This window comes from Nioella sp. MMSF_3534, assembly GCF_030732985.1.
GTDB lineage: Bacteria > Pseudomonadota > Alphaproteobacteria > Rhodobacterales > Rhodobacteraceae > Nioella.
Genome location: NZ_JASHJX010000006.1, coordinates 1 through 21,441 on the forward strand (window position 1 = coordinate 1; position 21,441 = coordinate 21,441).

General features: G+C 59.8%; 18 protein-coding genes. 3 read left to right on the forward strand and 15 right to left on the reverse strand.

Translation table 11 applies throughout. The annotated features are described in order from the left end of the window. Both RBB16_RS03830 and RBB16_RS03835 read left to right on the forward strand, forming a co-directional pair. A partial coding sequence (locus RBB16_RS03830; protein ID WP_306044886.1) for a TFIIB-type zinc finger domain-containing protein occupies positions 1-1,127 on the forward strand: 1,127 nt, incomplete at its 5' end. Continuing rightward, positions 1,124-1,795, forward strand: coding sequence for a nitroreductase (locus RBB16_RS03835; protein ID WP_306044887.1), 672 nt, complete (start codon positions 1,124-1,126; stop codon positions 1,793-1,795). The genes RBB16_RS03830 and RBB16_RS03835, both read left to right, overlap by 4 nt. Before the next feature lie 64 nt (positions 1,796-1,859). Here RBB16_RS03835 and RBB16_RS03840 read toward each other — a convergent pair whose 3' ends face one another. Then, positions 1,860-2,276 carry an Hsp20/alpha crystallin family protein gene (locus RBB16_RS03840; RefSeq protein ID WP_071690557.1) on the reverse strand — a complete coding sequence of 139 codons (417 nt, stop codon included), beginning with the start codon at positions 2,274-2,276 and terminating at the stop codon, positions 1,860-1,862. Between the two features lie 131 nt (positions 2,277-2,407). Here RBB16_RS03840 and dtd point away from each other — a divergent pair, with 131 nt between their 5' ends. Next, positions 2,408-2,854, forward strand: a complete 447-nt coding sequence (gene dtd / locus RBB16_RS03845; RefSeq protein ID WP_306044888.1) for a D-aminoacyl-tRNA deacylase — start codon at positions 2,408-2,410, stop codon at positions 2,852-2,854. 160 nt (positions 2,855-3,014) lie between these two features. Here dtd and RBB16_RS03850 read toward each other — a convergent pair whose 3' ends face one another. The 14 genes from RBB16_RS03850 to RBB16_RS03915 form a co-directional block, all read right to left on the reverse strand. Further along, the gene (locus RBB16_RS03850; RefSeq protein WP_306044889.1) at positions 3,015-4,214 is read right to left on the reverse strand and encodes a CoA transferase; all 1,200 of its coding nucleotides are present in this window, start codon (positions 4,212-4,214) and stop codon (positions 3,015-3,017) included. Continuing rightward, complete coding sequence (locus tag RBB16_RS03855) at positions 4,211-5,254, reverse strand: AbrB family transcriptional regulator (RefSeq protein ID WP_306044891.1); 1,044 nt, start codon at positions 5,252-5,254, stop codon at positions 4,211-4,213. The genes RBB16_RS03850 and RBB16_RS03855 overlap by 4 nt, the downstream gene beginning before the upstream one ends. Before the next feature lie 181 nt (positions 5,255-5,435). Continuing rightward, positions 5,436-5,606, reverse strand: a complete 171-nt coding sequence (locus RBB16_RS03860) for a hypothetical protein (RefSeq protein ID WP_306044893.1) — start codon at positions 5,604-5,606, stop codon at positions 5,436-5,438. A 252-nt stretch (positions 5,607-5,858) separates the two neighbouring features. After that, positions 5,859-6,038, reverse strand: a complete 180-nt coding sequence (locus tag RBB16_RS03865; protein WP_306044894.1) for a hypothetical protein — start codon at positions 6,036-6,038, stop codon at positions 5,859-5,861. A 181-nt stretch (positions 6,039-6,219) separates the two neighbouring features. Continuing rightward, on the reverse strand, positions 6,220-7,491 hold the full coding sequence (locus RBB16_RS03870; protein ID WP_306044896.1) for a S8 family serine peptidase: 1,272 nt from the start codon (positions 7,489-7,491) through the stop codon (positions 6,220-6,222). A gap of 21 nt (positions 7,492-7,512) precedes the next feature. After that, positions 7,513-8,118, reverse strand: a complete 606-nt coding sequence (locus tag RBB16_RS03875) for a hypothetical protein (RefSeq protein WP_306044897.1) — start codon at positions 8,116-8,118, stop codon at positions 7,513-7,515. Further along, positions 8,115-8,666, reverse strand: a complete 552-nt coding sequence (locus tag RBB16_RS03880; protein WP_306044898.1) for a sigma-70 family RNA polymerase sigma factor — start codon at positions 8,664-8,666, stop codon at positions 8,115-8,117. Before RBB16_RS03880 ends, RBB16_RS03875 begins: the two co-directional genes overlap by 4 nt. Before the next feature lie 481 nt (positions 8,667-9,147). Further along, a complete protein-coding gene (locus RBB16_RS03885) occupies positions 9,148-12,153 on the reverse strand; it encodes a glycosyltransferase (protein WP_306044899.1) in 3,006 nt (1,001 codons plus the stop codon). 210 nt (positions 12,154-12,363) lie between these two features. Beyond that, positions 12,364-13,314, reverse strand: coding sequence for a glycosyltransferase family 10 domain-containing protein (locus RBB16_RS03890; RefSeq protein WP_306044900.1), 951 nt, complete (start codon positions 13,312-13,314; stop codon positions 12,364-12,366). A 124-nt stretch (positions 13,315-13,438) separates the two neighbouring features. Beyond that, the gene (locus RBB16_RS03895) at positions 13,439-14,602 is read right to left on the reverse strand and encodes a hypothetical protein (RefSeq protein WP_306044901.1); all 1,164 of its coding nucleotides are present in this window, start codon (positions 14,600-14,602) and stop codon (positions 13,439-13,441) included. 52 nt (positions 14,603-14,654) lie between these two features. Beyond that, a complete protein-coding gene (locus tag RBB16_RS03900) occupies positions 14,655-15,578 on the reverse strand; it encodes a sulfotransferase (protein ID WP_306044902.1) in 924 nt (307 codons plus the stop codon). 2 nt (positions 15,579-15,580) lie between these two features. Continuing rightward, positions 15,581-17,983 (reverse strand): hypothetical protein, encoded by a 2,403-nt coding sequence (locus RBB16_RS03905; RefSeq protein WP_306044903.1) that lies wholly within the window; start codon positions 17,981-17,983, stop codon positions 15,581-15,583. A 166-nt stretch (positions 17,984-18,149) separates the two neighbouring features. Next, positions 18,150-19,121, reverse strand: coding sequence for a GDP-L-fucose synthase (locus tag RBB16_RS03910; RefSeq protein WP_306044904.1), 972 nt, complete (start codon positions 19,119-19,121; stop codon positions 18,150-18,152). Positions 19,122-19,135: 14 nt separating this feature from the next. Further along, positions 19,136-21,433 (reverse strand): FkbM family methyltransferase, encoded by a 2,298-nt coding sequence (locus tag RBB16_RS03915; RefSeq protein ID WP_306044905.1) that lies wholly within the window; start codon positions 21,431-21,433, stop codon positions 19,136-19,138. Between the last annotated feature and the right edge of the window lie 8 nt (positions 21,434-21,441).

The following is a 21,441-nucleotide window of genomic DNA, read 5'->3' on the forward strand; positions in this document are numbered from 1 at the left end:
GATCTGACCCCGAGCCGGAGGCCACCGAGCCCGCCGATGCCCTCGCCAACGAGGAACACCGCTTTCCCTGTAACCAATGCGGCTCGGATTTCCGCTTCGACCCGGAAGAGGGCAAGCTGATCTGCGACCATTGCGGCAATGAGCAGGATTTCGAGACCGCCGACCTGCCCGAGATCCGCGAGATGGATTTCGAAACCGCGCTGCGCTCGGGCCTCGACAGCGCCGAGATGGAGGAGATCCGCGTCACCCCCTGCCCCAATTGCGGCGCGCAGGTGGAGTTCAACTCGGACGTCCATTCCACCGAATGCCCCTTCTGCGCCACACCGGTGGTGACCGACACCGGCACCCACAGGCATATCAAGCCCAAGGCCGTTCTGCCCTTCAAGCTGGAAGAACGCGACGCCCACAAGGCCATGACCGCCTGGCTTGGGCGGCTCTGGTTCGCGCCGAACGGGCTCAAGGAATATGCCCGCCAGGGCCGCAGCCTCGACGGCATCTATGTGCCCTACTGGACCTATGACGCCCAAACCGCCAGCCGCTATCAGGGCCAGCGCGGGACGATCTACTACGTGACCCGCACGGTGATGCGCGAGGGCAAGCCGACACAGGTCCGGGAACAGAAAATCCGCTGGACCAATGTCCGGGGCCGCGTCAGCCGCTTCTTCGACGATATCCTGATCCTCGGCTCGCGCTCGCTGCCGAAAAGCTACACCGACAATCTCAAGCCCTGGAACCTGAGCGAGCTGGAGCCCTATCAGCCCCATTACCTCGCTGGCTTCATGGCCGAGGGCTACACAGTCGATGTGGAAGAAGGGTTCGAGGAAGCGCGCGACATCATGGATGCGCAGATCCGCCGCGACATCAATGCCGATATCGGCGGCGACCGGCAGCGCATCAGCCATGTGAACACGGATGTGTCCGAGATCACCTTCAAACATGTGCTGCTGCCGGTCTGGATGGCCGCCTATAAATACAAGGGCCAAAGCTATCGCTTCGTGGTCAATGGCCAGACCGGCAAGGTACAGGGCGAGCGGCCCTGGTCGGCGATCAAGATCGCCATTGCCGTCGTCATCGGGGCGGCGCTGGCCGCAGGGGCGGCCTATCTCTATATGATGACTCAGCAATGAGCGACGCCGAGGCGCTGACCCGCATTCTGGACGACCGGTATTCCTGCCGGGCGTTCCGGTCTGATCCCCTGCCGCGCGACCTGATCGAAGAGATCGTGAGCGACGCGCAAAAGGTCGCCAGCTGGTGCAACGCGCAGCCCTGGCAATTGGTGGTGACGAGAGCCGAGGAGACCGACCGCCTACGTGAAGCTCTGGCCGAGGAGATGACAGCAGCCAGCCACACGCCCGACATCCCCTTCCCCGAGCGGTATTCCGGCATCTACAAGGAACGTCGGTCGACCTGCGGCTGGCAGCTATACGGGGCTGTAGGCGTGCAGAAGGGCGACCGCGAGGGATCGCACCGGCAGATGATGGAGAACTTCCGCTTCTTCGGTGCGCCGCATGTGGCGGTCCTGACCTCGGAGGCAGAGCTTGGCCCTTACGGGCTTGTCGATTGCGGCGGCTTCCTGACCGCCCTGACCCTGGCGGCCACCGCGCGCGGCGTCGCCACCATCCCGCAGGCGGCGCTGGCGAGTTACGCGCCCTTCCTGCACCGGTTCTTTGACCTGCCCGAGAACCGTACCATCGTCTGCGCGATCAGCATGGGCCGGGCGGATGAGGACCACCCGGCCAACAGCTTCCGCACCACGCGCGCAGGCCTTGACGAAACACTCCGCTGGCAAGGCTAGGCGCGGCCAACGTCCTTGCAAGGACGTTATAAGGGGCTTGCAAGCCCCTTCCCCGCGCCCGACCTCAGCCTTTGCGCACCTCGATCCGCTTGGTCTCGGGGCTGGCGGGCGCAGATTTCGCCACCGACACCGTCAAAACCCCATCCTTCAGATCGGCACTCACAGCCCCCTCATCCGCGTCGGGCGGCAGCCGGAAACTGCGGGAAAACGCCCCATATTGCCGTTCGCTGAAGTACCAAGTCTCTCCCTTTTCCTCGCGGCTCGACCTCTTCTCGCCCTTCACGGTCAACACCCCGTCATGGACGCTCACATCGATATCCTTGTCCTCAACACCGGGCAGTTCCACCACGATCCTGTAACTGGCCTCATCCACAGCCGCCTCTGACGCCGGCGCAAACCAGTCGGCCACTTGCCGACCCATTGTGCGGAAAGGCTCGAAAACCGAAGGCCATCCGCCGGATGTATGCGATTTCTCAACCATAGCGATCCTCCTTGATGCGCGGCAGATCACGCCTCTGCCTGCGTCCCGGAGTCTCTCCCATCCCGCTTGGATTCGCCTTGATTCCGGTCAAGAAACCCGCACTCTCCCCCGGATCAGCGAAAGGACCCAACATGCGCGCCCTCATCCAACGCATCAGCGAAGCCGCCGTCCGCGTCGACGGAGAAATCATCGGCCAGTCCGGCCCCGGCCTGCTGATCCTCGTCTGCGCGATGCAGGGCGATGGCGAGGCGCAGGCGGAAACGCTCGCCACCAAGATCTCGAAACTCAGGATCTTCACCGACGAGGCGGGCAAGATGAACCGCTCAATCCTCGACATGGGTGGCTCGGCCCTCGTGGTCAGCCAGTTCACGCTGGCCGCCGACACCTCGCGCGGCAACCGCCCCGGCTTCTCCACCGCTGCCCCACCGGCAGAGGGCGACCGGCTCTATCAGCATTTCGCGGCGCATCTGTCAGGGCTCGGCATCCCGACCGAAACCGGCAAGTTCGGGGCCGATATGAAGGTCTCGCTTGTCAATGACGGGCCGGTCACGATCTGGATCGACACCGAGGCCAACTGACCCCCTACCCCTTCTTCTTGGCCCAAATACTCCCGCCGGAGGCATCCCGACCGACCACCCCGCGCAGGCGACAGGACCGCAAACCTAACCCACCCGATATCCCGCGGCAGCGCGGCCTCCGCCATTCGGGGGCAGGTTGAGCCGGGCCGCTCCCCGTCGCTCAGATCACCCCGTCGCGCGCCAGCCGCTCCAGCTCTGCCGTATCCAGCCCGAGCGCACCGAAGACCTCCGCCGCATCGGCCCCAAGCGCGGGCGGCCCCTTCGCCACCTCGGGCGCGGCCCCATCCAGTTTCACACCCGGTCGCAGGACCCGTACCGGCCCGTCCACGCCCGGCACATCCTCGAATGAGGCCACCAGCCCCCGGTCGGCCACCTGTGGATGCGCCAGCGCCTCGGGCACCGAAAGAACCGCCCCGGCCGGCACGCCCAATGCGTTCAACTCCCTCGCCCAGTCCCGCGCGGATTTCGCCTCCAAGCGCGCCTCGATCAGCGACCTCAGCGCATAGCGGTTTCGCTTGCGATCCTCCCGCGTGGCGTAGTCGGGATCGTCCAGCAGCGCCTCCAGCCCCAGATGCCGGGCCAGCGCCTCCCACTGCTCATCCTTGTTGGCGGCGATGTTCACCAGTCCGCCCTTGCAGCGGAAGGCACCCGAGGGGGCGGAGGTCGTGTTCTCGTTGCCATGGGCGCCCGGCTCCACCCCCGCGATCAGGTAGTTCGACACCGCCCATCCCATCGTGGCCAGCACCGCCTCCAGCATCGACACGTCGATGACGCAGCCCCGCTCGGGCGCGTTCAGGGCGGACGCAATCGCCATCGCCGCCGTCAGCCCGCCGATCGTGTCGGCAATCGGATAGCCCACCCGCAAAGGCGCGCTTTCTGCGTCCCCGGTGATCGACATCACGCCCGCCACCCCCTGCACGATCTGGTCATAGGCGGGGCGGTCGACCCATGGCCCATCCTGCCCGAACCCCGAAATCGCGCAGTAGATCAGCCGGGGGTTTTCGGCCCGCAACACGTCAGGCCCTATACCCAGACGGTCCATCACGCCGGGGCGGAAATTCTCCACCAGCACATCCGCGCCCCGCACCAGTGCCTTCAAAAGCGCCACCCCGCGCGGATGCTTCAGGTTCAGCGTCACCGATTTCTTCCCGGCATTCTGCGCCAGAAAGGACACGCCCATGCCCTTGGCGTTCAGCGCCGGATCGGCCCCCAACTGCCGCGCCAGATCGCCCCGGCCCGGAGCCTCCACCTTGATCACCTCGGCCCCCATATGGGCCAGTTGATGGCAGGCGAAGGGACCGGCCAGCACATTGGTCAGGTCCAGCACGCGAATACCGGCAAGGGGCTTGGGGGCGGTCATGTCTCGGGCTCCGATCTGGGCAGGAAGGCGGGCACGAGAAAGGTCAGCAGCAGGATGCGGAATGCGTGGTGGAAGGCCACGAAGGCCGGATCGGCATCCAGCATCACCGACATCGCGGCCATGGTCTCCAACCCGCCGGGGGCATAGGCAATCAGCAGGTTGGTGACAGGCAGGCCCAGGGCCCAGTGCATGGACAGCGCCGCCCCCACGGTGGCGATCAGCGCCAGCGTCGTCAGCACCGCCGCCGCGCCCGAGGCCCGCCGGATCTGGGCCAGCGAGATGCCTGAAAAGCGGGTGCCGATCAAAGTGCCCATGATGGCAAATCCGGGGATCGTCACCCATCCGGGCACCAGCCCAGGGGTTGCTCCGGTGCCGTGACTGACCGCCGAAACGATGAAGCCGCCCATCAGGAAGGCCGCCGGCATGTTCAGGCGTTTCAGCACTGCGCCAAGCGCCGCGGCCAGCACCATGATCACCCCCAGATGCACCAGTGACATCACAGCGTCGGGGCGCGCCGACATGCTCAGATCCACATCGGTCAGCAGGGCAACAGCCAGCGGCACCAGCAATGTCAGGATGAGCACCCGCAGGGATTGCGCCACGGTGATGGTCGAAAGCTCCGATTTGGTATCTGCAGACAGGGACAGGATATAGCTCAGATGTCCGGGCGTCGCCGCCAAGAGGGCCGATATGCGGTCGAATTCAAGCCAGCGCTGCAAGAGCGTGGCACCGCCCAGAAAAATGACCAGAAGCGCCGATGCAAGCGCCGCGAGGCTCAGGGGCCATTGCGCTGCGGCGGCCAGGATCTCGGGGTTCACGCCGGCCCCCATGGACGTGCCGATGACCAGGAAGCAGCCATCCCTCAGCGGCAGCGGCACCCGCGTGCGCAAGCCCAAGACACCCGCCAGCGTCACCAACGCGGCAGGCCCGGTCAGGTAGGGGGCTGGAACGTGCAGCAAGACCGCCGCCATCGCACCAATAGCGCCCACGGCCAGCGTGGTGACGAGCGTTGCGGGATCTGGGGGCAGCCAGGTGTTCATACCCCTGTGATACGCCTGTGGAGGGGCCGCGCAAAGAGGATGAGACCGGCGTTGCGCATCGTGCAACGGACTTCAAGAGCACTTGACGGGAAAGAAAAAGAAGATGCCCGGTCCGGGGGAGGACCGGGCATCGGGGCACCGAACTAAGGACGGGGGGTGTTCAGCGCCGGGAAAGCAGCCGTCAGACGGAAAACAAGTGGCTGCGATATTGGAAAATGATTTCGTCATCACCACTGATCGCCTGGCCATAACAAGCGGGCAGCGGTTGCCAGAAATCCAAGGCAATCGGGGAAGGAACGCGTTTCACACTGACCGAGACAAATGTCAGCATGCACTTGAGAAATCGTGACACGTTGTGCTCCCTCACCTGCAGCGCAGACTATCTGCGCGATACAGGGATAGGTCGGGGGGCGCGTCGAGTTGGTTCAAAGTTTTTTCTGTTTTTTTTCGATCCACGCGCCGAGCTGGCGGACCCCGTACAAAAAAGGCCCGCACTCTTGAAGAATGCGGGCCGTAAAGGTGCCGATCAAAGCGGAAAAGCGGGATCGGTCAGACGAGGGACAAGCCCGTGGCAAGTAACGGTGGCCACGGGAACACCGGTGGTTCAGCCCTGAATGGCGCGGCGGAAGTTGCTCAGCCGGGCGCGGGACGCAGGCGCGGTGTCGCGGGTGGGCACAGCCACCAGGTCACGCTGCGACCCGGCGGCAATGCTGCGGACCCGAAGGTGATCGCCCGCGATGACGCGGCGGGCGGCAGAGGAAAAGGGGGCAAGAAAACGGGTCATGGCTTGGGTCCTGATCGCTATGGCATCCGGCGGGAAAAACCGCCCTTATACCTGTTGGTCGGACGGGGGCTGGCCTCGGTTCAAAATCCCACCCAGATTACACCGTGACAAAACCCGAAAACGCAAGAAACCGGCCTGCAACAGGCCGGTTCCCCAAGGCTCACTCTTGCAATATGCGGTTTCAGCAGCCGCCGCGCACAAGACCCCAACCGAACTCGGAATCGAAGCCATCGGGCCCAAGATCCACCGCCGAACCGCGCAGGCGGTCACGAATCTGGCTCAGGCTCAAACCGCCGCCTGCCCCCAGCCGAGCCGCCAATGCGGTGACGATGGGGGCGGCATAGGAGGTGCCGGAGGCGTAGTTGCCGCCGCGCGAGGAGGCGACGTAGAGATCGACACCAGGGGCCGAGAACTCGATATGGTCGCCGTAATTGGCATCGCGATACCGGCGGAAAGCGGCGTCCACGGCGGTTACGGCGATGACCGAAGAGTGCGCCGCCGGATAGGCCGCCCGTTCGCGCCCGTCATTGCCCGCAGCGGCGATCATGATCGCCCCGCGTGCGGCGGCACTGTCCAGCACAGCCGTCAGCACGGTGTTTTCCGGCCCCGCGAAGGACATGTTGATCAGTCGCACATCCTGTTGCAGCAGCCATTCGATGGCGGTGGCAATGCGTTCGATATCCGCGCCGACGTCACCGCGCGACTCCGTGAAGGCCGATACGGCGTACAGCGCGGCACCGGGGGCAAAGCCGCCAAGCGCGCCGGACGGGTCCTGCCCCACGATCAGCGCCGCCACGGCGGTTCCATGATTGCCCGCAGGCGGGTGTTCCCCATCGCCGAGGAAGCTCTGAGTCACGATCTGCGCCCCGGCCAGTGCCGGATGGTCGGGGTCAACCGGCCCGTCGATAAGACCGATCGACCGGCGCCCGACCGGGCAGGCCCCGGGGGAGGCATCCCCAATCATGTCGGCGGCGTAAACGCGGGGGCGGGCTTGCGACAGCTCATAGATATGGTGACGCCCCACCTGGGTATTCGGGGCCACATCGTCGAGAATCATGTTGGCCCGGCGCACACCAAGGCGCAGGCGGAAATCGTAGATGGCGATGCGGATGCCGAGCAGAGGCAGATCTCGATAGCGCAACAGCTGCGCCCCGGCTTCGGTCAGGCCATTCCGCGAGGCGTCGAATTCCGAGATCGGACCGCTGACGATGTATTCGGGAAGGCCCGAAGGAGATGTCACCACGCGAGGCTGTGCCGAACGGTCGGCATCCACCCGTTCATCTTCATGATCATATCCGTCTTGGTAATCGTCGGGGTAGCACGGCCCGTCACACTCTCCGGGGCTGGTCGGTCCCCCGGTTGCCGGGTCGGTGGGTTCGATCTGGGCTTGCGCAGCCCCCACCTGAAGCATGAGCAGAAAAGCTGCGGCGACTAGGATGATCAGACGATACATAAGCAGGGCCTTCGAAAGGGACTATTGCACGTCCTCGACAATAGCCGAAGCCGACAGCGCTGCAAATGCGGCATCCGAGGTTTCTGCGTCGATCAGGCCAAGCCCGTAGATGCCAAGCGCCGAAGGGCCGGAAACGATCTCCAGACCGGCCTGCAGCAGAAGGGAACGCATCTCGGCCTCGGTGGCGTCGGGGGCGAAGACCACGGTGAAGTCGGCTGCGGCACCGCCACTGGCCAGGGTAAAGCCTGCCGGTTCAGCGCTGTCCATGGGCGCGGTGGAGGGTCCGAATTGCGGCAGGTTGAACCCGATGCCCACAGCCAGCACCACGGCGGCGGCGACCTGCCAGATACGCAGGCGCATCAGCGGCACCACGTTGTCATTGGCGGCGACAGGCGCGGCCACACGGGTTTCGGCATCGACATCGCGCATCAGCCGGGCAAGTCCGAAATCACCGGGGCTGGCGACCTCTTCGGCCCGCATCGTGGCGCGGATGGCGGTCAGCGCCGCCAGTTCGGCGCGCAGGTCGGCATCCTCGGCCAGGGCCGCGTCCACGGCGGCCAGATCGGCGCCGTCTAGGGTTCCGTTCGCCCGGAAGGGCAGCAATTCGTGAATATCCTGGTAGGTCATGCCACACCCCTTTCCACGCGACCAGACAGGCAGCGCATCAACAGTTTCTTGGCATGGAAGATACGGGTCTTGATCGTGCCCTCGGGCACCCCCGCGACCTCGGCGATCTCGCCATAGGTCATGTCCTGGTAGAACGCGAGCGTGATCGCCGAACGGTGATCGTCCTTCAGCGTCTCCAGGCAGTGCCTCACATGTTCGGCCTCCTGGCCGGCTGCAAGGCAGGTCTCCTGGTCGGGGCCGTCATCTGCCATGTCCGGTGTTTCATCGGTCAGGTCCATACGGCCGCGCTTGCGCATCGCGTCGATGCTCTTTCGGTAGGCTATGCCCATAATCCAAGTTTGCACCTTCGATCTCCCTTCAAAGCGGCCGGCGGAACACCAGACATCCATGAACACTTCATGGAGTATGTCGCTCGCCTCGTGGGGATCGTTCAATCTGGACACGATAAACTTGTAGACGGGCCGTTCGAGCGCACGGTAAAGCGCCGCCAAGGCCTGCTTGTCGCCCTGCGCGATCTGCTCGATCAGGAACTTGTGGTCTGCACTCATGTCTAAAGGCCCGTCCTGCCTACAAGAGTCAGACTTAACCGTTTTGGCTTGCCGCGCCAAGTGGGGCTGAGGTCAGGTTTCCCAGACAGTGGTGCCGTTTGACAGAAGACCCGAGCCGCAAAAGGTTTGGCGAAGGCAGATCGATCAAGACCACGCGGCAGTTGAGGCGGCTATGGCTGTTCTGTCCCGTCATCTGCAAGATCCGGACATCACAGCCAGACAGTCTCATCCCAGATCCGATCCAGAAGAGGCCAAGGATCCAATCCAGAAGAGGCCAAGATTGGACGACGAGCGTACTGTACTTCGATTTCTTGACCAGTGTCCTCTCATTCCTCCGTTGAGAGAATTCTGCTTTCAAACGCCCCGAATCTCCGGGGGGATAACGGTAGGCGCTCCGACTACTTTCATGCACCATCGGCACTACAGCAATCCGATAGATGCACATAACAGGGGCTTGCTCTAACTGCCACAATTGAAGGACTCATGATGTTGCCTTGCGACCAGTGACTCGAAAAGTAGCGTGCAAGCTCCCCGCGTCCGGGTTCAGAAAGGAACGTATCCAGCTTCGTTCGGTGGATTTGTATGATAGTTTAAGATGGGGCCAAACGCCATTTCGTAGCAGATTGATGGAAACGATACAGACCCCAGGCAAGAGCAATCCCGCCTCGTCGGTTCCCACCTTCGCGACCGCCCGTGTTATGGCACCCGGCCCTGTGCTCAGCCAAAGGATTTCCCCCTGTGGCCCGCCAAAGGCATTAACGGCATCATCCAGAGCAGCGCGGATGATCGGGTCGCGTGGCTGAACGGCGAGAAAACTGTTACCTACGCTCATCTGCGGTTCCTGATAGCCCAGAAAGCGGAGCGAGTGGTCTATGAATGTATCCAGAGGGACGGTGCAACGGTCGTCTGCATCCAGGTAGATTCCACCTTCGTGCCAAAGCACGACCAATCGGAAGATATCAGCCTTGCCGGCGGCATTCGGCGCCAGCCGAAACGCTTCAATGGCCGCCTGTTCACCCTTTTCCTGCAAGTACTCGCGCGCGGATTTCTGATCGAAGCGCCGATAGCTGTAACCCGGGTTGGCAAGGCGGTTCTCTTCCATCAGATCTGCAACTTGATGGGGCGGAGCCGGCTCATCCCAGAACTGGAAGATCTTACGCGGAATCCGATCTGGGACGGGCTGCAGTTCAGCCTCGTCAAACGCTTTATCCAGCACCTCGCCGCAGCGGCGCAGGGATACCATCAGCCCCAAGGCCAATGCCGTGCTTGACGGGTTGCCCATCAGGCTGCGTTTGTACGCTCGTGCTGCAATCCGCTGGTCTAGGCCTGGGCGGCTTAGTGCAAGCGCGGGATCATCACCCAGCAAGCGGTATTCATTCATGATCTGACCGTTCAGGGAACGTTTGACCTTTTTGGTCAGCTTGCCTGTCTTGTCCTGCATCCAGCGCAAGTTGACCCATGTCCGATGACTATCCCAAGCTGAATCCACATCACCTGCCATAAGTTCTGCTTGTGCCTTGCGTGACCAGCCATAGACATCGTCTGGGTTGTCCAGAACCGTCGCTTGCGCCAGTTCCAAAGCGCTTTCCACATCGGCCCTTCCAAGGGCCATGTCAGCCAAGCGATCACGTCTGCGTTTTTCATCGTCTCGATTGCGCACAGAAATACTGTCCAGCGCGGCCCTTGCGCCATCGTAGTCGCAAACGGCTTGTCTAAATTTAACCAGTTCGACTACTGCATACGCGTTGGTTTCTGAACCACAGGCCAGCGGTTCGATCAGGCTCATGGCTTCATCGTTGAGGCCGAGGTGATGACAGGCAACGGCCAATGTCCTGTCGAGTGAGGCTGAGGACCCATTTTTTTTTCGCGTTGCCATTAGGAGGTTCCGCGCCCCGATGGCATCCTTCTGCTGCAACAGATAGTTCGCCCGAACGACAGCACCTTGCTGATTGTCCGGGTCCGCGTGCTCGATTCTCTCACTTGCATTCTTACAGCCGTCCTCGTCTTCCATTAGCGACAAGAATTGCAACGCCTTGATCTGAACCTGCACGGACCCGGGCCAGTCGGTTTGTGCGCTATAGCAGGCTTGAATGGCTGCTTCACGACCTTGAAGGCCCGATAACAAACGCCAGTACTGTGCCAAGAGATTCGGATCGCCCTGAAAGCGCTGAAGCCCCTTTTCCACAGCGTCCAGTGCGCTAACCTGCCGCCCGTCTTCTTCGTAGGCCTGAACCAGGAGGCTCTGCATATCAGCATTGGTCGCTTTCGCGTCAGCCAAAGGGGCAAGAAGCCAAACGGCCTTATCCGGTTGGCCCGTCGCCAAATACAATCTCGCCAGTTTGCCCGCGACCGGCGCTGCCACAGCATCGGTTGCGAAGGGGGACAGGATGGATATTGCCTCGTGGATACGGCCAGCACGCTGCAATAGATGCGAAATCTCCAAGGCGAGAAACTGATTCGAAGGTCGAAAGCCGATTGATTTCTCTGCAAATTCAAGAGCTTCCGACGGGCCCATCGTTGCATGGCATATCCGAAGCCGGGACAGCAGGATCGCTGGACGGTTTTGCGCGTCTATTGGCAGGGAAGCGATGAATTCCTCCGCCTCCTTATGGCGTTCGAGCTCGATTAACAGACTACAAACCATGTTCTGTAGTTGTTCATCCAAGGCCTCGGGCGCTAATGAAAAAACGAAATCGAGTGCCTCTTCAGCCCTCCCCAATTCACGAAGAATTCGGGCTTTCATCCAGCACAGATATGAATTGTTTGAGTAACGTTGCTGGCTGCGGTCCAGAACCGCCAGCGCTTCCTCTGAACGGCCCTTTTCTTCCAGCGCTCGCGCCAGATCATAGAACAGCCCGGGCGGGGGGTTTTGAAGGTCCCGTTCCGCATCCTCCATGACAGAAATCGCCCAGATGAGATAGCCCGCCTTTTTGCACACCCGCGCAAACTGTTTTCGATGCGGCCAAGGCGCATCCGGCGTGATCAGTGGTTCAAGGCAATCGATGGCCTCGTGGCAGCGATCCAGGTCTTCCAGCAATCCAGCCAAACGCAAGATGAGTTCCTGGCGGTCGGGATGAGCCCGACAAAAAACTTGCGCCTGAGACAGAGCGGCCTCTTTCCCTTCAATGATTTCGGTCACGCGTATCCGAGCCATCTGGTATGGCTGTCGGGCACGAGTATCTGCGGTCGCCTCGTTCAGCAGCTCGTTTGCCTCCTGCAATCGCTCCGTTTCGATCAGCAAGACAACCATTCGGTTGACAAGCCAACTCGCCAAAAGCTCTCGCGGCAAGGTTTCGGAAAAGGTTAAAGTGAGCTCTGGCCCTTCCATGGCCCGAAGTGTCGCTATTTTTAAGTCGCACAGACTGGCGTTGAACGGAAACTGGGCAAGACCGTCTTCTGCAATTCGAAGCGCCGCAGAATGGTCTTTGGCGTGAAAGTGCCGCCGGGCATCAAGCAAATAATCCTGTGCAGTTTTTTCAGATGACATTTCCACTTTGGCCCATTGCCCAAACAACTAATTTTGATAGTTTTCTTTTACGCCACTGGATGCCGTTTTCCAACTGGTTTGGACATTGACAGATTTGCGTGCGACACGCTACGCACCCTTGTCGCTCACGCTTCAGACATCGTTGATCGGAGAGAACTGAGACGGGCAGGTCAGGACCAGCCGACGGAAGGAAAGGGCGTTTAAGAGACCCTATGTCCGCCGCCCAGAGATCACCGAATTCAATTCATGGACCAACGCGACGCAAAGTCTTTCGTACTCTGCCTCGATAGCCTGCCTGTCATCGAAAAGACGCGCCAGATATTCCTGGGTTCTGGCGTAGCCTTCGCAGGTCTTTTGGTCGACAGGCTGTTCTGCATCGAAAACCGGAATTGTATCGTTGTGATCAAAGAAATTGCGCCAGCCATCGGTTCCAAGAAGTCGGGACACGCGATGGTCAGACGAGGCGTAGTAAAGCGGTATAGCGCCAACCGCGAAGGCATCATAGATCTTCTCGGAGACGTAGTCGGGATGATGCGTGTTTTCAAAAGCTGACATGTATCGGCAAGAATGATCGAACCTGACCAGCTTGTCTTGGTGCCAGTCGTCCAACTCCTGCCGTGGAGGCGCGTCCTCCCACCCCTGACCTTTGCGAACCACGCTTCGACCGATGCATTGCGCCGCAAACTTGCTGCGATACACGGAAAGGGCCCACATGTCAGCAGCGACAAAGCACGGAGAAAAAACTTGCCCCGTGCGTCGAATGTTCAAGAACACTGCATCAGCGCGCGCCTGGGAAAAATGATGATGCCATGCTCTCGCCGACATCCCTGCATTGCGGGCAGTCATGGGGCGATAATGCGCAATATAGCGCGGGTCGGTCAGCAGAAAATATGGAACTCTTTCCGATTTGTAGATGTCAGATGTCACATGATTGAGGACCGTGAAAGGGAGAACGCCGTGCACCGTTTCGCGGACTTGATGGCGTGATACCGGATCTGGCATCCAGATGCTGTCCCAGAAAGGTTCTTCCGACAGCAATACCAGACGAAGGTTCGGCACCGCCGCTAGCATCTCGTAGATCTGACTGCCGAAAAGGTCGAAATCCGCATGGTGGCTGATGACGAGAAGGCGGGCATCTGCCGGAGTGTCAACCAAGCTCACCCTGTCACCGAGCCTGGTTCGGATTGCATCATAGCTCAATGGGTTCCGGTCTCGGTACCCGCCAAAGCAATAGACAGGGATCATACCTTTACTTGGCACCTTTCCTGAGGAGTCGCCATGGTGCTCAAGAGTCCGCCTGACTGCTTGGCTCCGCCTCACGTATTGGGGCAACCAACAACCGAACCTGCCTTAGCGGCTTGGTAATCCGCCAGGACCGCGACTCATAAATCTCGGTCATTTGCTGACTGAGGATGTTTCGCTCCGCTTCAACCGAAGCAAGGCGCGCTTCGGTGTCCTGCAACCGCGCTTGCAGGGAATTACGCTCTCTCGCTTCGCGGCGCAGATCGGTCAGGGCCCGAGACAGCGCGCGCTCGGATTCATACGCGGCCTTGTCGCGAAGCTCCTCCTTGCGAAGTCCATCTTCTTCGCGCCTTGCGATCTCGGCAAGTTGCACACCAAGTTGGTCGCGCAGCAAGCTGATTTCCTTTTCGCACCTCGACATTTCGGCAAGTTGCACACCAAGTTCATCACGCAGCAAGCTGATTTCCTGTGCATGCGCCTCGGCAGATGAGACTGTCGTCGCAAGCTCAGCGCTCAAGCGCGCACAGTCGGCCTTTGCCGCAGCAAGCGCTCTGTCGTCCTGTTCCGTCTTGTCCTTCAGGTCTAAGGACAATTGGCGAATGCGCCGCAACCCTTGTGCAGCCGGTTCGAGCCATGACGTCGCCAATGCATCGTTTCCGGAGGTCAGACTGTTTGCTTCCAGTTCGTCAAGACAGTCACGCAACATGTCCAGGCGGGAAAGGGTCAGAACTGCCAGCATTTGTGACACGGTATCGTCAGGTCCGTCCCCACCAAGCTGCACCTCCGGCAAACTCGCCAGACCAAGGGCAGACGCGAGCCTTTCTCGGTCAGAAGGCTCGGCTTGTGGCGATACGAGGCGGGCATCAAGCAGCTTCAACTCTCGGCGGTGACGGCGCATCAGCGACAGCAGACCACGCATCCTATCAAGCCAGTCGGTTATTATTTCTACCGCTTGTCCCTCGTTTCGGAGCGCGGACGCCACAGTCTCCGACGGGATATCCCAAAACAGGGAAATTTGCCCGGTGCCCCCCTCCAACCTTTCGCGGAGTTGTTCGGTATCAATCCGTTCAACACCGAGTCCAGCACCCAGTAGCGCCTGCAAGACGAGACCAGGAACATCCTCGGTCACAAGAACGGTTGAAGCGGACAATAATGAGCCAGTTTGCATGGATTGAACGGGCTTTCCGGTGTCTAATATCTGTTTCATGCTTTCTAGTCCCATTTACCGGCCTTGTCGACGCATCTGCGGGCTTCACAGATCAAGGTTCGTAGTCGAGTTTCTCACAAAGGATGGTGTAGGCCTCAGAACAGCGCTGTGACTCAACTGCTTCTGGTACGGGCCTACGCGGGCGGGCACCGATGACCGGGCTGCTTCGGCCACTGTCCCCGCTGATCCGGACTGCGCCTATCAGATCCAGAGCCAACGGTTCATAGGGCAGCGAGAGGATCTCGCAAATCCGTTCCAGTTGTCCTTCGGGATCAGCGATGAACTGCTCGTATTTTATCAGCGGGGAAGACTCGTGCCGATTCAGGAAGGCCATTGTCCTCAGACTGTACTCTTCCAGCGTATCCGGCTCGAAACCGATCCAACCGTTGCTGGCAAGAGCCAGATAGGTATCGAGCGGATGGCGCACACTGACCAGGGACAGTGTGGGAAAGGCGGTGCGGAGGATCTCCAACACGGTCGGACGTGCGGTGTAATCAACACCAGTATGGAACTGTGAATGCGGGTGGTCGCGCAGCACCATGCGCATCCCGCGTCGTTCCAAACCTGTCAGCACGCTGTCTATGCTGGCACGGAAGGCCGCCATACGGATCTCGTCATCGACCTTTCGGTTCGCATGATTGAGCGCGTGGATAACATCGGTCGGTGCGAATTTGGGCTTTTCACCCAGGTCTGCGACCTGCATGCGGCTGAGCGGGTCAATCTCACTGAGTAGCATGACATTCGGCAGAGCAGCGATGCATTTGGAAATCAACGTGCCGCCGGAACATGCAAGATGGTGAATACTGCGCACCGGTTCAGGTGGGGCGAAGTCCTCGCACAACGCCTGACATTGCTCCAGAAGGCTCGGCAGCGGCTCTGCCACCGCGTTCGCTCCGTCTTGACGATAGTCTTCCAGCATTGCCAGCGCATCCGCCAGTTCGCCTGCCAGAACATCCGTAGTTATGTCGGACGCCATCCTCAGTTCCCCTGCTTGGATGCGGCCGCACTCCGACGTTGCTTGGTCGAAGCTTTTTTGGCCCCAGGCCTCTTTTTCGCAGACCTAGGAGCTGCTTGTTCCTCCACCTTGGGCGTCTTTTCGGCTTGGGCGAGTTGTAGAAGCTGAAGATGTTCAGACGCTTGAGTCAGCTTAGGAGTTAATTTGCGCAGCAGTTCCTCCTGTTGGCGGCGTTTGCCTTCGCTGATTTCAAATCGGGTGCGTAGATTGTCTAGGTCGACCTGCAACATGGCGTTGACCCTGGTTTGGAAGGCTTGTTCAGTCGTGGCCTGTTCGGCACGCCGCTCGGCCCTTTCGAGGGCTGGTGTGACTTCGGCCAACCTCGCCTCGATGTCGGACAGCTGGTCCGCACACTCGGTGAGTTCGGCCTCACCAGCCGCCACCTTCGCCTGCAACTTCGAGATGACGGCATCGCGCTCCGCAAGATGCCCTTCTAGCTCTTCACGTTTCTGCGAATGCCCCTCAACGACCTGCGCTTGGTCCTGCAGTTCCGATTGCAGCGCGGAGAGGTCAGCCTTGAGCTGTTCTTCAGCTTTCTTCCGCTCCGCCAGGATGGCATCGCGCTCCGCAAGATGCCCTTCTAGCTCTTCACGTTTCTGCGAGTGCCCCTCAACGACCTGCGCTTGGTCCTGCAGTTCCGATTGCAGCGCGGAGAGGTCAGCCTTGAGCTGCTCTTCAGCATTCTTCCGCTCCGCCAGGATGGCATCGCGCTCTGCCAAAGCCGATTGCGCGCTTGACACGGCAGTTTTCAGATCCGCCGTTGCCTGCCGAGCCTCTTCCAGGGCTTCGTCCCGCATTGCCAAAGCCATTTGCGTTTTCGCCAGGGCTTCGCTCTTCTCAGTCAGGTCATCTCTGACCGCCGCCAGTTCTTCGCTTAAGACAGCAATCGACTGATCCCGCTCTGCGAGCGCCGCTTCCTTCGATTCTAGCGACGCCCTAGTATTTTCAAGCGCAACGGTCTTGTCCTTCAGTTGTTTGTTCAGTTCATCCAGCTCTTTTCTGACTGAATGCAGAGACTTATCGCGATCCACGATCTCTGCACTGTGGTCAGCCAATGCCTGATTTCGTTCATCCAGCAATGCCTGCTTCTGGGAAAGCTGGCGACGTAGATCGGCAAGATCTACACCTACATTCTCAAGCGCTTCGCGTTTGCTGGAGAGCTCCTGCTCCTTGCCTTCAAGCTTCTGGTTTGCTTCGTCATTCGCTGCAAGGCTGGCAGCCAAAGCGCGGCTTGCCTCGTCAAGTTCACTATTTGCCCGGGACAGTGCCTCCTCAGACTTTTCAAGCTCCGAGGCCCTGCTGGCGAGTTCAGCATTTGTTCTGTCGAGGTCGCCGCCGACTTCCTCAATCTCAAGGGTGCGGGCATCAAGCTGCTTCCTGAGCGTCGCGATTTCTTTGTCACGCTGCTCGACCGCCTTGGTTTGTTTTTGCAGGTCAGCCCGCGCTTTCTTCAGGCTTTGGTCACGATTGGACAGTTTCGCGCTGAGTGATCTCACCTTGGTCTTGAGCTCACTGTTGGTTGCCTGCAGGGCCTTTTCCCGTTCTGACAACTCGCCTACGGATTGTTCGACCTCAAGCGTGCGAGCAGCTAGCTGCTCCCTGAGCGTCGCGATTTCCTTGTCGCGCTGCTCGCCCTCCTCGGCCTGCGCTTGCAGATCCGCCTGCGCTTTCTTCAGGCTTTGGTCACGGTCCGACAGGGTCGAACCGAGTGAGCTTAGCTCACTCTCCAACTCGGCAAGTCGGCGCGCCTTGGGATCGGCAGTGAAATGCAGTTCCGGCCAGTCGGAATCGTCCGTGTTCACACTTCGCAACGCAAAGCCACCCTCGATGAGCCGGCTCTCGATCTCTTCACTGGCCAATGCTCCATCGAAAAACTGCTCCACGCCGCAGCGCACGCAAAGAGAGGAAAGTCTCTGCAGCAGGCCCGCGGCGTCCAGCGCATCAAGGATCTCGGCTTCGCCTCCGGGCAGATCGATCACGCAATTCACAGGATCAGGCAAATCGCCCAGCTGCGCAGCAAGGTCCTTGCCGATTATTCGGTCCGCCGATGTCCTGTTCCGTTCCTTCAGGCCCGGGAAGAGTGCCATCAGAGCCTCTGTCGGTTGACCGAGACCCACGAGTCCCGGCAGCGAATAGTGGATCACCTCAGCCTTGCCTGACCTGGGACCCGGAACCGCGAGGATTTGTGTCGGCCCGAGTTCATTGAGCGAGTCGGGCAAGTGGTTGGTCGCTTCGGCAACTGGATCAAACAGGGCAATCTGGCCCACGGGCCCAATCTTCTGACCGATCCTCGGCAGCATCTCAGACTCGCCGCCACACCCGACAATGATCAGGCTCCCTGCCGCCATGTGAGGGCTTTTTTCCATCTCCGCCCGAGCCTCCGTCTTTCCCATCGGTTCAGATCGCATGATACAGGCTCGGTATTCCGAACTTCGCCTGACCTCGACTTTTCTACTTGCAAGCGCACCCTGCGTTCTACTGTCTGTATTCGTTCTATGCCAGCAGGCGTCCCAAAACCAGTAGGGGCATTGTTCAGCCTCTGAAGCTGCCCTGATTGTCGAGGAACCATTGATAAGTCTCGGCAATCCCGTCTTCGAGTCCTATGCGCGCAGTCCAACCCATATTGGCAAGGCGGCCTACGTCCATGAGCTTTCGCATGGTGCCATCCGGTTTGCTCGTGTCGTTGGTAATTCGGCCCTCGAAACCGGTCACTCTGGCCACCATCCGACCCAGATCTCCAATGCTAACATCCGTGCCGCTACCAACATTGATATGGCTCAGCATCGGCTGAGTGTTGGCGCTGTAGCTCGTCTTGTCCAAGTCAAGGACGAACAGGCTCGCCTCGGCCATGTCGTCCACATGCAGGAATTCGCGCATCGGCTTGCCCGTACCCCACATGACGACCTCGTCGCTGCCTTCCTGAACGGCTTCATGAAAACGCCGGATCAGCGCAGGGAGAACGTGCGAATTCTCGGGATGGAAGTTGTCACCTGGTCCATAAAGATTGGTCGGCATAACCGAACGGTAGTCCGTTCCATGCTGCCTGTTATAGCTTTCGCAAAGCTTGATCCCGGCAATCTTGGCAATGGCATAAGGCTCATTCGTGGGTTCCAGGGTGCCCGTCAGCAGTGCATCCTCTCGCATTGGCTGCGGAATGCCCTTGGGATAGATGCAGGATGATCCAAGCTGCAGCAGGCGCTGTACGCCAGCGGCAAAGGCCTGATGGATGACATTGCATTCAATCATCAAGTTTTCGTAAATGAAATCTGCGGGGTAGGTATTGTTGGCGTGAATGCCGCCCACTTTTGCAGCAGCCAGAATGACGACATCCGGCCGTTCCGCCTGCATGAATTCCCGCACTGCCGTCTGATCCGTCAGATCAAGCTGCGAGGATATGCGGGTAACAATCTCGATCTTCTCTCCCGCATGCACACGCGCTTCAAGCTTGCGCAGGATCGCGCCTCCAACCATGCCACGGTGGCCCGCAACGTAAATTTTCTGCATGACCTTTGATATCCTCAAGTCGATTGCGACGGAAAACTGGAGAATGGATCGCCTGGGTCCTTGCGACGGTATAGGCAATCTCGAGTGTACTTTCTTTCAGACAGCTTCGCTATCCGTTCATACCCATGTTGAATCAAGAATGTTCCCACATCGTCAGAATAATCATCTTCAGCAAGAATATGACGAGGCGCATGACGAGCGAAATCCAGCCCACGCAAGACATCAATCTCTGCCCCCTCGACGTCAAGCAACAGCAGATCGAGCCGCTCAACCTGTCGCTCGTCCAGCAACCTGCTCATCGGAATCGCTGGAACCTCTATATCCTGTCGTGGCATCCCTGCGGATCGTTCGCCTCTGGAAATCCAGATCTCTCGATCCTCAGACTCCAACATGCTCCGGTCCGTCATGCCCATCAGGCCGACATCGGTCAGCGTCACATGACTGCCCTCAAAATCAGATGCGACGCAGGCCGCATGCGCCGTCATCATATTCGGGCGCGTTCGGACACATCGGGCATAGCTCGCAGGATTAGCTTCTATAAGAAGGCCCGACCATCCAAGCTTTTCAAGCAGCACGGAATTGCTCTGTCGAAGACCGTCATTTGCACCGATCTCGACCAGAAACCCCGGAGGCTCATCGCCAAGCGCATCCACAAGACGCAAATCAAGCCCTTCAAGTCCATAGCTTTCACGCGAGAAGTCGCAGGGTATCGATCTGCGATCATACTGCGCCCAGGCTTCATTCAGCGTAATCATATTGAACGGAGGGCGACGAAAGAACGGAATATCGCGATTGAAATGTCCGACCTCTGCCACAATACCGGTGTTCGCAATACTGGCTTCCTGCGTGCGACGGTGCTTCATGCCCCGCTCAGCGGATAGAAAGGACACGGCAGAGTCCCAGGAGTAACCGCGCCCAAGCACCTTGAGGACATCGCGCCCCGGGGTCACGTCCAGCCTCGCCTGAATGTCGTCCGTCATTCGGCTTGCGATCTCGGCGCAGTAGGTTTCTTCATCCAGCAGAAACAGCCGCTTCAACTCCGGTAGAAGCGCCAACAGCTGCTCCGAATGAGCCGCCCACCCCCATCCTTGGAAACGCGAGAAGTCACCATCATCCGGATCTTCGCACCCAAAATGGTGCCCATAAACAGAAAAGTAATTTGGGTTCTTCTCGATTCTCGCTAGCTCGGATTCGAAGGCACCGACAGCACCCTGTTTGGGAAAACAGTCGTCTTCCAGCACCAACACGCAATCATACTTCGCTGCCATACACTCCAATCCATCGAGCATCAGCTTTTCAATGCCCAGATGGGAATGATGTACTCTCAGCTCCGCCAAATCGTAGCGTTCCGCGAGTGCGATGCTCTCTTCGTTGACACCAGCCAGTTCGGCACGTCCCTTCGTCCCGTCGATCCAAACATGGGTGGAACCCAGCCTGTCCTGCTGTCGAAGGCTTTCGAGTACTGATTGCAGGTGGTGCGGGCGGCTATAGCCGAGGACCAGGATCCCCAGTTTCGGTTTCCGTAGGGCCTCAACCTCAACTTGCCGCGCGTCCTCGAACCAACGGACACTGGTGAAGTTCCGATATGCGTAGAAGACCGAAGTGCACCAAGCATAGGGATTGATCGGACCGAGCCCCCCAAAGTCTATGCGCCGATAGCCGGAGTCCGCCAGAAGATCGAATGCGGGCTGATAAAAATCCCGATCCGAATTGTCGAACACGATGAACCCGCCGCGCCGAAAATGCTGGATCGCCGCCCAGGTCGACAGCACGCGCGCCATTCCGTCGATGACCACCACATCGAAACTATCCGGCGGATTGTCCAGAATTTGCAGCGCATAGGTTCGGAAGGCGTTATTCAACTGACCGCTACGGTATGATCGAACGCTCCGTTCAGGGTCTACGAGCACCGGGTGACCCTGTGCCCGTTCCTCCAGCAGTCGGGGCAAGGGTGCCGCTTCCTCGACAATCCGGAATTCAGCATGGGGCGGCAGCTGCGGCTGTATCAATGCACCGAATGCCGGATCATGATCGATACTGACAAGTCGGCGAAGACGGCCGGCCCAGTAAACCGATGACTGCCCCCCACCATATTCGAACATGGACAGGTCAGTGGGCAGTTCGCGTTCCAGGAACTCGATGGCACCGTAGGTGAACCAGGGCAGCGGCGCTCCTTCACGGACCGAGAGTTTCCGGTCCGCGCTGTCGAGCCATCCAGAGTCCTTCAGGAAACCATTTCGGAGCGCCTGCTCCATATCGGCAAGGGACTTACCTTGGTAGTACAGCGGCAGAGGCATGGGCGCAGGTGTCAAGTTACAAG